Origin of the sequence: Albimonas marina, assembly GCF_029223255.1 — a bacterium.
Classification (GTDB): domain Bacteria; phylum Pseudomonadota; class Alphaproteobacteria; order Rhodobacterales; family Rhodobacteraceae; genus Albimonas.
Window position 1 is genome coordinate 265,496 of the sequence record NZ_JARHUC010000005.1, and the last position, 13,748, is coordinate 279,243.

Annotated in this window: 10 protein-coding genes; 4 read left to right on the forward strand and 6 right to left on the reverse strand. The window is 72.5% G+C overall.

The window, feature by feature from the left end:
- Positions 1-215: 215 nt before the first annotated feature.
- Positions 216-680, forward strand: coding sequence for a PaaI family thioesterase (locus P2H44_RS15885; protein WP_275764897.1), 465 nt, complete (start codon positions 216-218; stop codon positions 678-680).
- A gap of 46 nt (positions 681-726) precedes the next feature.
- On the opposite strand, the gene P2H44_RS15890 is transcribed toward P2H44_RS15885, so the two are convergent.
- The 4 genes from P2H44_RS15890 to sciP all read right to left on the reverse strand — a co-directional run bounded on the left by P2H44_RS15890 (position 727) and on the right by sciP (position 6,116).
- Positions 727-2,280 carry a CYTH and CHAD domain-containing protein gene (locus P2H44_RS15890; RefSeq protein ID WP_275764898.1) on the reverse strand — a complete coding sequence of 518 codons (1,554 nt, stop codon included), beginning with the start codon at positions 2,278-2,280 and terminating at the stop codon, positions 727-729.
- Positions 2,281-2,320: 40 nt separating this feature from the next.
- Positions 2,321-4,903, reverse strand: a complete 2,583-nt coding sequence (gene ligA / locus P2H44_RS15895; RefSeq protein ID WP_275764899.1) for an NAD-dependent DNA ligase LigA — start codon at positions 4,901-4,903, stop codon at positions 2,321-2,323.
- A 119-nt stretch (positions 4,904-5,022) separates the two neighbouring features.
- Positions 5,023-5,736, reverse strand: a complete 714-nt coding sequence (gene ctrA, locus P2H44_RS15900) for a response regulator transcription factor CtrA (protein WP_275764900.1) — start codon at positions 5,734-5,736, stop codon at positions 5,023-5,025.
- Positions 5,737-5,831: 95 nt separating this feature from the next.
- Positions 5,832-6,116 (reverse strand): CtrA inhibitor SciP, encoded by a 285-nt coding sequence (sciP, locus tag P2H44_RS15905; RefSeq protein WP_275764902.1) that lies wholly within the window; start codon positions 6,114-6,116, stop codon positions 5,832-5,834.
- Between the two features lie 147 nt (positions 6,117-6,263).
- Here sciP and mnmA point away from each other — a divergent pair, with 147 nt between their 5' ends.
- Entirely contained in the window at positions 6,264-7,412 is a 1,149-nt protein-coding gene (gene mnmA, locus P2H44_RS15910; RefSeq protein ID WP_275764903.1) for a tRNA 2-thiouridine(34) synthase MnmA, read from the forward strand.
- Positions 7,413-7,492: 80 nt separating this feature from the next.
- Here mnmA and P2H44_RS15915 read toward each other — a convergent pair whose 3' ends face one another.
- Positions 7,493-7,804, reverse strand: coding sequence for an ETC complex I subunit (locus P2H44_RS15915; protein WP_275764905.1), 312 nt, complete (start codon positions 7,802-7,804; stop codon positions 7,493-7,495).
- Between the two features lie 1,820 nt (positions 7,805-9,624).
- On the opposite strand from P2H44_RS15915, the gene uvrB reads away from it, so the two are divergent.
- Positions 9,625-11,805, forward strand: coding sequence for an excinuclease ABC subunit UvrB (uvrB, locus tag P2H44_RS15920; RefSeq protein ID WP_275764906.1), 2,181 nt, complete (start codon positions 9,625-9,627; stop codon positions 11,803-11,805).
- 174 nt (positions 11,806-11,979) lie between these two features.
- Positions 11,980-12,519, forward strand: coding sequence for a VPLPA-CTERM sorting domain-containing protein (locus P2H44_RS15925; protein ID WP_275764907.1), 540 nt, complete (start codon positions 11,980-11,982; stop codon positions 12,517-12,519).
- Positions 12,520-12,899: 380 nt separating this feature from the next.
- On the opposite strand, the gene P2H44_RS15930 is transcribed toward P2H44_RS15925, so the two are convergent.
- Positions 12,900-13,748, reverse strand: a complete 849-nt coding sequence (locus P2H44_RS15930; protein ID WP_275764908.1) for a universal stress protein — start codon at positions 13,746-13,748, stop codon at positions 12,900-12,902.

Below are 13,748 nucleotides of genomic sequence, written 5' to 3' on the forward strand. Positions count from 1 at the left end.
GAAGGGCCTTGGGGCTCCGCCCCGCGGTATGGCGCGCGGGCCGGGCGGGGCGCGGCGCGATCCGGCCCGCGATGCTGCACCTGCGAGACGACGTGCCGCGGCGCGGGCGGGTTGACCGGCGCAGCCGCGCGGCGGATTCTGGGCGCGACACGCTCGACCTGCCGCCCGGTCGGCAGGACGCGACACGCGCCCCCCAACAGACGGAGCTTCGCCGCATGAAGACCGCCGAGATCCTTGGCGAGCCGCCGCAGGACTACGACCCCATCGCCGCCGAGGCGACCTACCCCTACCAGGACCTTCTCGGCTACGAGATCGTGCAGTGGGAGCGGGACTTCTGCCGGGTGGAGATGCCGCTGGAGACGCGCCACCAGAACCGCCAGGGCCTGCCCCACGGCGGCGTGCACGCGACCCTGCTGGACACCGCCATGGGCTTCGCCGGCAGCTGGTGCCCCTACCCCGGGCGGGCGCGCAAGGTGATGACGCTGTCGCTGACGGTGAACTACATCGGCCGGCCCGCCGGCAAGACGCTGATCGCCGAGGGCCGGGTGACCGGCGGCGGGCGCAAGAGCTACTTCGCCGAGGCGCGGCTGACCGACGACACGGGCGCGCTGATCGCGACCGCCACCGCCTCGATGCGCTATCGCGGCAACTCGGGCTCGATCGAGGGCGATCCGGCCTGAGGCGGCGCCCCGGCGGTTTCGGACGGGCCCCCGCGGGGGCCCGTTTTCATTTCCAGAAGGGTTTCAGCGCCTCCAGCGCCTGCCAGCGGACGAGGGCCTTGGACCAGTCGGCCTCGGCCTGCATCTCGAGCCGGCCGAGCAGGCGGCCGACGGCGCGCTGGGCGGCGGGGTCGTCCGCGCAGGGGGCGCCCGGGCCTTCGAGCCGCGCCTCGGCCATGGCGGCGTCGTTGAGCGAGCCGAAGACGTTCTGCAGCTTGCGCAGGGCCTTGGCGTAGGGGGCGACCGTCTCCTCGGGCCACATGGGGCCGAAGAAATCCACGCCGTAGCGCAGCTTCTTGAGCGATTTGCGAAGCTCGTGGCGCGCCTCGATGTCGAGGCTCTCGAGCTCCCGCGCGGTCTTGCGCACCTTCTTCCAGCGCTTCGACAGGGCCGCCGCGGCGGTCGCGCCGGCGGGGCGGGCGAGCTGGCGGGTCTGGGCGTGGTCGGCGGGGCGCAGCCAGCCGCGCAGCTCGATGAAGGCGGAGAGGTCGATCAGCAGGCGCCGCGCCTCCGCGCCGGCGAGGGCGGCGCGCAGGGCCTCGCGCGCCTCGCCCCGGCGGCGGGCGACCTCCTCGGCCAGCGCCGCGTGGCCCTCGGCGTCGGCGGGGGCGCGGGCGGCGGCGGGGGCGAGGATCTCGGTCGCCAGCACGTCGAGGTCGCGCAGGTCCCCGGCCACCGCCGCGAGGTCGCGCGCCGCCGCCCCCAGCGCCTGAGCCTGCGGCCCGTCGAGGGCGGCGCCGAACAGCGACAGGGCCGAGCGCGCCCGGCGCAGGCCCACGCGCAGCTGGTGCGGCCCGCCGGGATCGTCGGAGGCGAGGCAGAGGGCGGCGTTGGCGTCCACCTGGGCGAGGCATTCGCGCAGGATCGTCGCCGCCGCGGCCTCGGTCGTGTCCTCCGGATCGAGGCGGGGCTTCGTCGCCCGCCGCGGGGCCTCCGCCGGCAGCGCGGGCAGGCCGGCGGACAGCGCGTGGCCGCGCCCGGCCTTCGACATCTCTGAGAAACGGGCGGGCACGGCCTCGAACAGGGCGCGGGCGATCTCGTAGATCGCGGCGGGGGCGCCGGACTTCAGCTCCAGCTCCGCCTCGCGGAAGGCCACGCGCGCCTCGCCCGCCACCACCTCGCCGATGTCGATGGCGAGCTCGACCTCCCCCTGCGCGGTGACCAGCGCCCGCTCGGTGCGGTCGATCAGCGTCTCGAACACCGGGTTGAGGGGGGCGTCGCCCAGCACGCTGCGCACCGCCTCGCGCAGGGCCGCGTCGGGCACCAGATCGAGGTCGAGCCGCCCGCCCGGCGCCGGCGTCTCGGCCTCGCGCATCGAGAAGAGGCCGGCGCCGGAGGCGTGGCTGCCCGCCTTCACCGTCTGCACCCAGCCCCGCCCCACCTTGCGCAGGCGCAGGGCGAAGCCGGCGGCGCGCAGGTCGCGCGCGGGCGTGTCGAAATAGATCGAGCGCAGCTTGCGCCGCCGCCCCGGCCCGTCGGACAGGGCCTTGAGCGCGGGGGAGGCGCGCAGCGCCTTCTCCCCCGCCGCGTCCAGCAGGAACTTGAGCTCGATCTCGGTCATCTCTCGCTTTCTCGGGGCCGGGGCCGCGCCGCAGATCGTATCAGGCGCCGACCATCGCGATCCAGTCGTCCTCGGAGATGACCTTCACCCCGTGCTTCTCGGCGTCCTTGAGCTTGGAGCCGGCGCCCGGCCCGGCCACGACGAGGTCGGTCTTGGCGGAGACCGAGCCCGCCACCTTGGCGCCCAGCGACTCCGCCCGGGCCTTGGCCTCCTGCCGGGTCATCTTCTCGAGCTTGCCGGTGAAGACCACGGTCTGGCCGACGACGGGGCTGTCGGTGGCCTGCGCCTCGGGCGGGATCGGGGTCAGGTGGGCGGCGAGGCGGTCGATGGCGGCGCGCTCCTCCGTCCCCGCGAAGCCGTCGGAGAGCGAGAGGGCGAGCGTCGGGCCGATGCCGTCGGCGTCGACCAGGTGGCGCCAGGCGGCCTCGGCCTCGGGCGGGACCTCGGCCGCCTCCCACGCGGCCTTGCGGGCCTTGGAGAGGGCGGCGCGGCGGCCTTCGGACTGGGCGGCGGCCCGCTCCTCCAGCTCGGCCGCGTCGGCGGCGCGGTGGGCGAGGGCGGCGGGACGGGCGAGGTCGAGGGCCCGGGCCATCTCGTCCCAGCCGCCGTAGAGCCGCGCGAGGTCCATCGCCGCCACCTCGCCGACATGGCGGATGCCGAGGCCGAAGATCAGGCGGTTGAGGTCGATCTCGCGCCGCGCCTCGATGGAGGCGAAGAGGTTGCGCGCCGAGGTCTCGCCGAAGCTCTTCACCTCCGCCAGCGGCGTGGCGGAGAGAGCGGTCAGCGCCTCGACCACGGCGTCGAGGGCGGGGCCGGTCTCGCCCTGGGGGATCTCGATCCCCAGCGGGGCCAGCAGGGCGCGGTAGTCGTCGGCGAGCTGGTCGCGACGCTCGAGGCCGGCCAGCGTCTCGATGAACCCGGCGGCGTCGGAGAGCAGCTTGCCCGAGGCGTCGCGGGACTGGAGCGTGAAGATGTCGGCGGGCTCGGCGATCCAGTTCAGGGCGTGGAACAGCTCCACCTGCTTGGCGCCCAGCCCCTCGATGTCGAGCGCGTTGCGCGACACGAAATGGCGCAGTCGCTCGACCTGTTGGGCGGGGCAGACCAGGCCGCCGGTGCAGCGGCGCACGGCCTCGCCCGGCTCGCGCACCGCGGGGGAGCCGCAGGCGGGGCAGGTCTCGGGCGGGGTCCAGGGTTGGGCGTCGGCGGGGCGGCGGGAGAGGTCGACGTCCAGCACCTTGGGGATCACGTCGCCGGCGCGGTAGACGGTGACGGTGTCGCCCACGCGCAGGTCGCGCCCCTCGCGGATCGGCTCGCCCTTGGCGCCGCGGCCGGCGATGTAGTCCTCGTTGTGCAGCGTGGCGTTGGAGACGACGACGCCGCCCACCGTCACGGGCCTGAGGCGCGCGACGGGGGAGAGGGCGCCGGTGCGGCCCACCTGGATCTCGATGTCCTCGAGCACGGTGGTGGCGAGCTCGGCGGGGAACTTGTGCGCGATGGCCCAGCGGGGCGTGGCCGAGCGGAAGCCCAGCCGCTGCTGCCAGTCCAGCCGGTCGACCTTGTAGACGACGCCGTCGATGTCGTAGCCGAGGCCGGCGCGGTCGGCCTCGATGCGCCGGTAATGCGCCAGCGCCGCGTCGATCGAGGTCACGCGCTCCGCCAGCGGGTTCACCTGGAAGCCGAGGCTTTCCAGGCGCTTCAGGGCGCCCGCCTGGGTGTCGGAAAGCGGCTCCGAGAGCTCCCCCCAGGAATAGGCGAAGAAGCGCAGCGGGCGGGCGGCGGTGATCGAGCTGTCGAGCTGGCGCAGCGATCCGGCGGCGGCGTTGCGCGGGTTGGCGAAGGTCTTGGCGCCGGCCTCCGCCTGGCGGGCGTTCAGCGCGGCGAAGTCGGCGTGGGACATGTAGACCTCGCCCCGGACCTCGAGGATCTCGGGCGCGCCGGTCAGCGTCTCGGGGATGTCGGCGACGGTGAGGGCGTTGGCGGTGACGTTCTCGCCGGTCTCGCCGTCGCCGCGGGTGGCGGCCTCGACCAGGGCGCCGTTCTCGTAGCGCAGCGAGAGGGAGAGGCCGTCGATCTTGGGCTCGGCCACCAGCGCCACCTCGTCCTCGGCCGAGAGGCCCAGGAAGCGGCGCACCTGGTCGACGAAATCGGCCGCGTCGGCGTCGTCGAAGGCGTTGGACAGGCTCATCATCCGCACGCGGTGACGGATCTTGCCGAAGCCCTCGGAGGGGGCGGCGCCGACGCGGTCGGAGGGGGAATCCTCGCGCTTCAGGCCCGGGAAGCGGGCCTCGATCTCGCGGTTGCGGCGCTTGAGCGCGTCGTAGTCCGCGTCGTCGACGAGGGGCGCGTCGTCCTGGTGATAGGCGCTGTCGAGCCGGCCGAGCAGGTCGGCGAGGCGCGCGAGCTCGGCCCGCGCGGCGGTCTCGTCCAGCGCGTCCACGGGCGTGTCGCCATGGGCGCCGGCGTCGAGGTCGAGCCCCTCGCCCCGCTCGCGCCCGGGCGCCGCGTCTTCCGAGCCTTCGGACGCGGCTTCGGCGCCGGCCGCGGGGCCGGCGCCGGGTTCGGCGCTCGCGTCGGTGCGGGGCTTCGGGTTGGGTTCGGCGTCCTGCACGTTTTCGGCCGACATGCGATCCTCCCGGATTTCGGAACGCTCGTCATGTAGGCCGGCCAACCGCCCGTCAAGCTTCGCCGCCACCGCCGGGGCTTCTGCCCCCGGGGAACCGACGTCGGGTCGCGGCCCGGGGTCTACCCGACCTCGGCCGCGGCCAGCGGCTCGGCCATCGGCGTCGGGTCGCGCAGCACGTAGCCGCGGCCCCAGACCGTCTCGATGTAGTTGTCGCCGCCGGTGGCGCCCGACAGCTTCTTGCGCAGCTTGCAGATGAAGACGTCGATGATCTTCAGCTCCGGCTCGTCCATGCCGCCGTAGAGATGGTTGAGGAACATCTCCTTGGTCAGCGTGGTGCCCTTGCGCAGGCTCAGCAGCTCGAGGATCTGATACTCCTTGCCGGTGAGGTGGACGGGATGCCCCGCGACCTCCACCGTCTTGGCGTCGAGGTTCACCTTGATCTTACCCGTCTCGATGATCGACTGGGCGTGGCCTTTCGAACGGCGCACGATCGCGTGGATCCGCGCGATCAGCTCGTCCCGGTTGAAGGGCTTGGTCAGGTAGTCGTCGGTGCCGAATCCGAACCCCTTGATCTTGTGCTCGGTGTCGTCGAGCCCGGTCAGGATCAGGATCGGCGTGTTGATCTTCGCCACGCGAAGCTTCTTCAACACGTCGTAGCCGGTCATGTCCGGAAGGTTCAGATCCAGCAGGATCAGGTCGTAGTCATAGAGCTTGGCGAGGTCGATGCCTTCCTCGCCAAGGTCGGTGGCGTAGACGTTCAGGTTCGCGTTGCGGAGCATCAACTCGATGCTCTGCGCCGTTGCCGGATCGTCTTCGATCAGAAGTACGCGCATATACGCTCCTCCGTGCAGGAATGAGTGCGTCCTCCGACCCTGCGTCATAAAGGTAAACGGTCTGTTACCACCTTAACGCGAGTTAAGCGGGATTGTCAGCTTCTGGTTGAACGATAGCGCTGGATCGCCGTGGTGCGCAGCGCGTTGATGCCGTGCTGGGACACCGCCTCGAGCCAGCCGTCGAGCTCCTCCTCCGACAGCTGCCAGGTGCGGCGGGCCTCCTCGGCGGTGATCAGGCCGCCCTTCACCGCGGCGACGACGGCCGCCTTGCGCCGCGCCACCCAGCGGCGGGTGGTCGGGCTGGGCAGGTCGGCGCGCGTGATGCGCATGCCGTCGGGACCCACGACGGACTCCGGACGGACGTTGGTTTCGGTACGCATGGTTCTCGCTCCACTAAGCTGTTCACTCACCCGGGGCCGAAGCTAGCGGAGGTCGATTTCACGAAGGTAAACCCGGGAAACCATGATGCCTCGGGTTGTTCCTATCCCGGCGCGAGGCTATCTGCGCGCATGATCCGGAGCCCTGACATGACCCTCGCCGCCCCCGTTTCCGCCCCCAACGCGCTCGGCTTCGCCAAGCCGGCGGCGCAGACGCGCGTGGTCGCGGCGATGTCGGGGGGCGTCGACAGCTCGGTCGTCGCCGCGATGCTGGCGCGCGACGGGTTCGACGTGGTGGGCGTGACCCTGCAGCTCTACGACCACGGCGCGGCGCTGGCGAAGAAGGGGGCCTGCTGCGCGGGCCGCGACATCCACGACGCCCGCCGCGTGGCCGAGGCGACGGGGTTCCCGCACTACGTCCTCGACTACGAATCGCGCTTCCGCGAGGCGGTGATCGACGACTTCGCCGACAGCTACCTGGCGGGCGCGACGCCGATTCCCTGCGTGCGCTGCAACGAGCGGGTGAAGTTCCGCGACCTGCTGGAGACGGCGCGCGAGCTCGACGCCGACTGCCTGGCGACCGGCCACTACGTGCAGCGGATCGAGGGGCCGAACGGGCCCGAGCTGCACCGCGGCGCGGACCCCGCGCGCGACCAGAGCTATTTCCTCTTCGCCACCACGCGCGCGCAGCTGGAGTACCTGCGCTTCCCGCTGGGGGGCTTCGGCTCGAAGGCGCAGACCCGGGCGCTGGCGGCGGAGTTCGGGCTGGGCGTCGCCGACAAACCCGATTCGCAGGACATCTGCTTCGTGCCCAACGGCGATTACGCCGCGGTGATCGAGAAGCTGCGCCCCGGCGCGGCGGAGCCGGGCGAGATCGTGCATCTCGACGGCCGCGTGCTGGGCGAGCACGCGGGCCTGCTGCGCTTCACCGTCGGCCAGCGGCGGGGGCTGGGGATCGCGACCGGCGAGCCGCTGCACGTGATTCGCCTCGACCCCGAGACCCGGCGCGTGATCGTGGGCCCGCGGGAGGCGCTGGGGGTGCGGCGCATCCCGCTCAGGGAGGTGAACTGGCTGGGCGACGCGCCGCTCGAGGACGCGCCCGAGGGCGGCTGGGAGATCGAGGCCCGCGTCCGCTCCACCCGCCCGCCGGCGCCGGCGCGCCTGCGCCCCCTGCCCGGCGGCGGCGTGGAGGTGGAGCTGGCGGCGGCCGAACAGGGCGTGGCCCCCGGCCAGGCCTGCGTCTTCTACGCGACCGAGGGCACGCGGGTGCTGGGCGGCGGCTGGATCGCGCGGGGCTGAGGGGCCGGGCCCTGCCCGGCGCCTGAAACGAAAACGCCGCGCCTGGGGGGCGCGGCGTTTTTCGTGGGCGCGGGCGCGGCTCAGTGCGTCCAGGCGCCCCGGCGATCGTAGGCGAAGTTCGAGCCGTAGCCCTTGGGGCGCACGTTGGGCTTGCGCTCCTTCGGCTCGGTCACCTGGGCGGGGATGCCGTGACGCTGGGCGTAGTCCAGCGCGGCCTCCTTGCTGGGGAATTCGATCCGCACCTGGTTCTGCGTGCTGCCGCCGCCGGTCCAGCCCATCAGCGGATCGATGCGCTGGGCCTGTTCGGGCGCGAATTCCAGCACCCAGGTCTGGGTGCGGGCCACGCCGGACTGCATGGCGGTCTTCGCCGGACGGTAGATTCGCGCGAGCATGTCGGTCGCCCTCCAGAAGCCTTCCGCCCGCATATGCCGCGCCGCGGCGCGAAGGGCAAGCGGACGCAGGCGCGCGGGGGCGGCCGGCGGAGGGGGGAGCGCAAGGGAAACAGGGCGTTGGCGGGAGAAAAGCGGCGTCCGGGGCGGCGACGGCAAGGCTTGGGAAAGGGAATCACCCGATAACCCGGCCTGGGCGACGGAGGCGGGGGCCTCCGGCGGAGCGAGGCATCCCCGGCGCAGGACGCGCCGCGCGGGACCGGAGACGGCGCGGACCGGACGGGTCGGCCGGATCGGCGGACCGCGCGGGGGGATCGATGGAACGATGGGCCGCGACGAGGGGTGAACCCCCGCCGCGCGGCCGCCCGGATCGAAGTCCGGACGACGTCCAGACAACGCACGGACCGCCGCAGGCCAGACGCCGCGGGCGGTTCGGGCCGCGCGGCCGAGCCGCCGCGCCCGCGCCCCGCCGGCAGGACCGGCGCGGGGCGCGCGGCGGCCGGTCGGCGCGCGATGGACGGGAGGCGGATCCGGCGGGGGCCGGACGCCTCGCCCGGCGCGATGCGGAGACCCCTCTCCGCCCGACGCCGGGCCGCGAAGGACGCGCCCGGGCCCCGCAAGGCGCCGACGGGTCGGCCGCCGGGCCGGGCGCGCGCCGTGGCGGGGACCGGGCGAACCCCCGGGCCCGCGACGGATCCGCGGCGCCGCCGGCATGCCTTCAGGAAGGCGGCCGACGACGCGCGGGACGCACCCCCGGCGCCCGCCGACCGCGGGCGTCGGGGTTTTTCTTTGGACGGGTCAGCGGAAACGGCGGCGAGCGGCCGACCGTGGCACGCCGGAGGGCTTGCACGGCCGGCCGGCGCCGGGCGGCGCAAGCGGATGCGGACCCGCGCCTCGGCTTTCGACGCGCGTCGCGCGTCGAGCCACTGCCCCGGACCATCTTCGGAGTCGAGCGGACAGCCGGCGAGCGGCAACCTGTCTTCGCCCGCCCTTGAGCGCCCTGGAATGCGCCTCCCCTGCCGCGTGGTTTCGACAACGCTCCCATGGGCGGCGCACGCCCCAGGGAGGCGCGCCCAGGCGAGGCAAGCTCCATGGACGATCTGTCGCCCGGGGCCGGACTCCGCCGGGAGATGTCGGGCTTCGGGCTTCGGGCTTCGGGCTTCGGGCTTCGGGCGCGAACCATCGAACAAGCGTCGTTGAAACCGGGGATCGCGCGGCGTCGATGCTCCGTCGGCCGGGTCGCGGGTTCGCGATGGGGGCACGCCGCGGCCGGCTCGGAGATTCGGGGCGAGGGAGCCTGGCGGGCGGCGGCCTGCCGGCGGCCCTCCGAGACGCGCCGCGGCGAACGACGACCGCTTGCACGGCCTCCCGCCCCGATGCATTCCGTCGCGCTTCACAAGGGAGCGCGATTCGCCGGACGCTCCGCCGCCCCGTCCGCCCGGCTATCCCCCCTCCGCCCCGCAGTCGAAACCCGCCCGCGCAAAGAAAAAGCCGGTCGCCCTTGGGGGGACCGGCGAAACGTTCACCTTTCGGCGACGTCCTCAGCGCATTGTCCTTCGGACGTGTCGTCCGAGGTTAGGGGTGATCGCCGACCGAACGCTTGGGAGCGAGGGGTGGGGTGGGTGGTGCCGCGCCCGGCCGGCGATCTTTCTTGTTGCTCCACTTGAACCATACGTCCCTTGCGGACGCGTGGACAACAAGAATTTCAACCTATGCGTGTCATCGCGTGGGGTTCTCTCTTGACCCTCCGTTTTTCCGCCGGGCGCTTGATTAACCCGGCGACAAGGGCAATCTCGGGTAAAACGGTGAAGAGAGGGTTAAGGATGTCGGTGGATTCGATGGTCACCATCCCCGAGCCGCGCAAGCGCGAGAAGCTCGAGGGCGGGGTCCGACTGGAGATGGTCACCGACTACGAGCCGGCGGGCGACCAGCCCACGGCGATCGCCGAGATCTCGGCCGCCGTCGAGAGCGGGGAGCGCGACCAGGTCCTGCTGGGCGCCACGGGCACCGGCAAGACCTTCACCATGGCCAAGGTGATCGAACAGACGCAGCGTCCCGCGCTCATCCTCGCCCCGAACAAGACGCTTGCCGCACAACTTTATGGCGAGTTCAAGCGGTTCTTTCCGAACAACGCCGTGGAGTATTTCGTCTCCTATTACGACTATTACCAGCCGGAGGCCTATGTTCCGCGCTCGGACACCTACATCGCCAAGGAATCGCAGATAAACGAGCAGATCGACCGGATGCGCCACGCCGCCACCCGCTCGCTGCTGGAGCGCGACGACGTGATCATCGTGGCCTCGGTCAGCTGCATCTACGGCATCGGCGCGGTCGAGACCTACGGGGCGATGACCCAGGATCTGATCGCGGGAAACGAGTACAATCTTAGGGACGTGATGCGCGAGCTGACCGCCCAGCAGTACCGCCGCAACGACGCCGCCTTCGCCCGCGGCACCTTCCGGGTGCGGGGCGATTCCCTCGAGGTCTGGCCCGCCCACCTCGAGGACCGCGCCTGGCGATTCTCCTTCTTCGGGGAGGAGCTCGAGTCGATCGTCGAGTTCGATCCCCTGACCGGAGAGAAGAACGCCGCCCTGCAGAAGGTGCGCATCTACGCGAACAGCCACTACGTCACCCCCCGCCCGACGATGCAGCAGGCGGTGAAGGGCATAAAGGCCGAGCTCGCCACCCGGCTCGACCAGCTGGTGAAGGAAGGCCGCCTGCTGGAGGCCCAGCGGCTGGAGCAGCGCACCAACCACGACGTCGAGATGCTGGAGGCCACGGGGGTGTGCAACGGCATCGAGAACTACTCCCGCTACCTCACCGGCCGCGGGCCGGGGGAGCCGCCGCCCACGCTCTTCGAATACATCCCCGACAACGCCCTGGTCTTCGCGGACGAGAGCCACGTGACGGTGCCGCAGCTGGGCGGCATGTACCGGGGCGACTACCGGCGCAAGTTCACGCTCGCCGAGCACGGCTTCCGCCTGCCCAGCTGCATGGACAACCGCCCCCTGAAGTTCGAGGAATGGGACGCGATGCGCCCCCAGTCGGTCTTCGTCTCCGCCACCCCCGGCGCGTGGGAGCTGGAGCAGACCGGCGGCGTCTTCACCGAGCAGGTGATCCGCCCCACCGGCCTGCTGGATCCGCCCGTCGAGATCCGGCCCGTGGAGACGCAGGTCGACGACCTGCTGGACGAGGTGAAGCGCGTGGCGCAGGAGGGCGGCCGGGTGCTGTGCACCACGCTGACCAAGCGCATGGCCGAGGATCTGACCGAGTACCTCCACGAACAGGGCGTGCGGGTGCGCTACATGCACTCCGACATCGACACGATCGAGCGGATCGAGATCATCCGCGACCTGCGGCTGGGCGCCTTCGACATCCTGATCGGCATCAACCTGCTGCGCGAGGGGCTCGACATCCCCGAGTGCCGGCTGGTGGCCATTCTCGATGCGGACAAGGAGGGGTTCCTGCGCTCCGAGACCTCGCTGATCCAGACCATCGGGCGCGCGGCGCGCAACGCCGACGGCAAGGTGATCATGTACGCCGACCGCATCACCGGCTCGATGGAACGGGCGATGCGCGAGACGGACCGGAGGCGCGAGAAGCAGCAGGCCTACAACGAAGAGCACGGGATCACCCCCCAGACGATCCGCAAGAACGTCGAGGACGTGCTGGAGGGCGTGTGGAAGGGCGACACCGACGCCGCCCGGATCACCGCGAAGGTGGACCGGGGCCCCAAGCCCGGCGCGAACCTGCAGGCGCATCTCGACGCGCTGCGCAAGGACATGCTCAAGGCCGCCGAGAACCTGGAGTTCGAGGAGGCCGCGCGCCTGCGCGACGAGGTCAAGCGGCTGGAGGCGGTGGAGCTCGCCATCGCCGACGACCCGCTCGCCCGCCAGTCCGCGGTGGACGCCGCCGCCGAGGAGGCGACGAAGGCCAAGGGCCGCTCCACCGCCGGCAAGCCCGGCACGCGGGCCTACCGGGGCTCGAGCAGCAAGAAGCGCTGAGGGAGCGGGCGGGCCGAGCCCGGCGCGCGCCCGTGCCGCGCGTCGGGGGCCCCGTTTCCACGGATTTGCGCGCCGAGAGGCTTGCGCCGCGCGTGTTCATTCATATTAATTAACGGATCGTCCGCTTTTGCGTTCTCGAAGGACTCGCCTGACGGCGAGGCGTGGAAGGATCCCATGTTTGCAAAGCCTCTCGCCGCAGCCGCGCTGCTGGCCTGCGTCGCCGGACCCGTTTCGGCCTTCCCCCAGACCCTGACCCTCGACGGCGGCTGGCAGTCGTTCAGCTTCGCGCAGACGGGCTCCGCCTGGGACACGGAGTTCACCTTCACGATCGTCGATCCGGCGTATCTCGTGGTGACCGACGCCTACATCTCGGGCGATCAGTTCGCCTTCTACGCCAACGGCGAGCTGCTGGGCGAAACCTCGGTCCCGACCGCTCTGGGCGAAAGCACGTCCGACTTCGACGTCGCGCTGGCGAGCGACGTCTGGAGCTCGGGCGAGGCGATGCTCGCGGCCGGCAGCTACACGATCACCGGCACGACTCTCGCCTCGCCCTACGGCAGCGGCGGCGCGGCGATCCAGCTGTCGAGCACCTCGTTCTCGGCCCCGTCCCTGGACGGCGGCGACGCGGCCGTGCCGATCCCGGCGACGGCGCTGCTGCTGGTCGGCGCGATCGGCGCGCTGGGCGCCGCCGGACGTCGCCGGCGCGCCGGCTGACGCGGCCGCGGCGACCGCCCCGCCGGTCGCCGTTCCCCCTCCGCCGCCCGCCCCAGGCGCCCGGCGCGACGCACGGAGGTCCTCGCGAAGCGCCTGTTCTTCGGAGCCGTCTCTCGCTGATGCCGATCAGAGCGACTCGGCGGGAGGGGTCAGGGATCGCGAAGCGACCCCGCCCTTGGGCGGGGCTTGTCCTTGCCCCCTCCCGACGAGTCGCTCAGGCATCTTCAGCGAGAGACGGCTCCGAAGGACAGGCGCGGCCCCCTGTTCTTTGGTGAGTCAGGAGCCCGCCGGAGGCTCCCGACCCCCGAAGTCCGGTCGCGCCCGAACCCGCAGGCCCAAGCCCGCCCGCAGGGCGCCTCCTCTCCGCTCCCTCCCCGCGTTCAGCGGAACAGGAACACCGGCAGCCGGCAGCCACGCAGCAGCTCCTCGGTCACCGATCCGATGATCATCGAGCGGATGCGGGAGTGGCCGTAGGCGCCCATCACCATCATGTCGGCGCCCCAGGCCTCGGCGGCCTCGGCGACGGCCTTGGCGGGGGGGCCCCCGACGATCGCGGTCTCGACGGCGAGGCCGGCGCCCGCGAGGATCGCGGCGGCGCCGTCGAGGGCGCGGCGCGCCTCGGGCGTGTCGGCGCCCGCCGTCACCAGGCGGAAGGTCAGGCCGACGGCGGTGGGCGAGCGGGACATGTGGTCCACCGCCTTCAGCGCCGCGGCGCCGCCGTCGAAGGCCACGATCACCTTGCGGATCGGCTTGAAGGCGCGCGAGGCCACGAAGACCGGGCGGTCGGCGGCGCGCGCCACCCGCTCGAGGTTCGAGCCGAGGTGGCCCTTGGCGAAGTCGGCGGCCTCGCCGCGCTTGCCGATCACCACCATGTCGGCGTCGGCCGCGGCCTCCTGCACCTCGTCGAGCAGGTCGCCGATGCGCAGGCGGGACGAGACCTCGACCCCCTGCCCCTTCAGGATCGCCTCGGCGTCCTCGAGGATCGCGCGGCCGCGGGTCTGGGCGAGGCGGGCCATGCGGGCGTCGAGCTCCGAGAGCTCCTCGAGCAGGGCGGTGCGGGCGCCCAGCGCGATGGCGCCCGAGAAGTCGCCGGTCGCCGCGTGGCGGCGCCCGATCACGTGCAGCAGCTCGACCGAGCGGCCGGTGCGCGTCGACAGCCAGGCGGCGTGCTCGCACACGCTGCGCGAATACTCGGACCCGTCGACCAGGGCGACCAGCTTGCCGCTCAT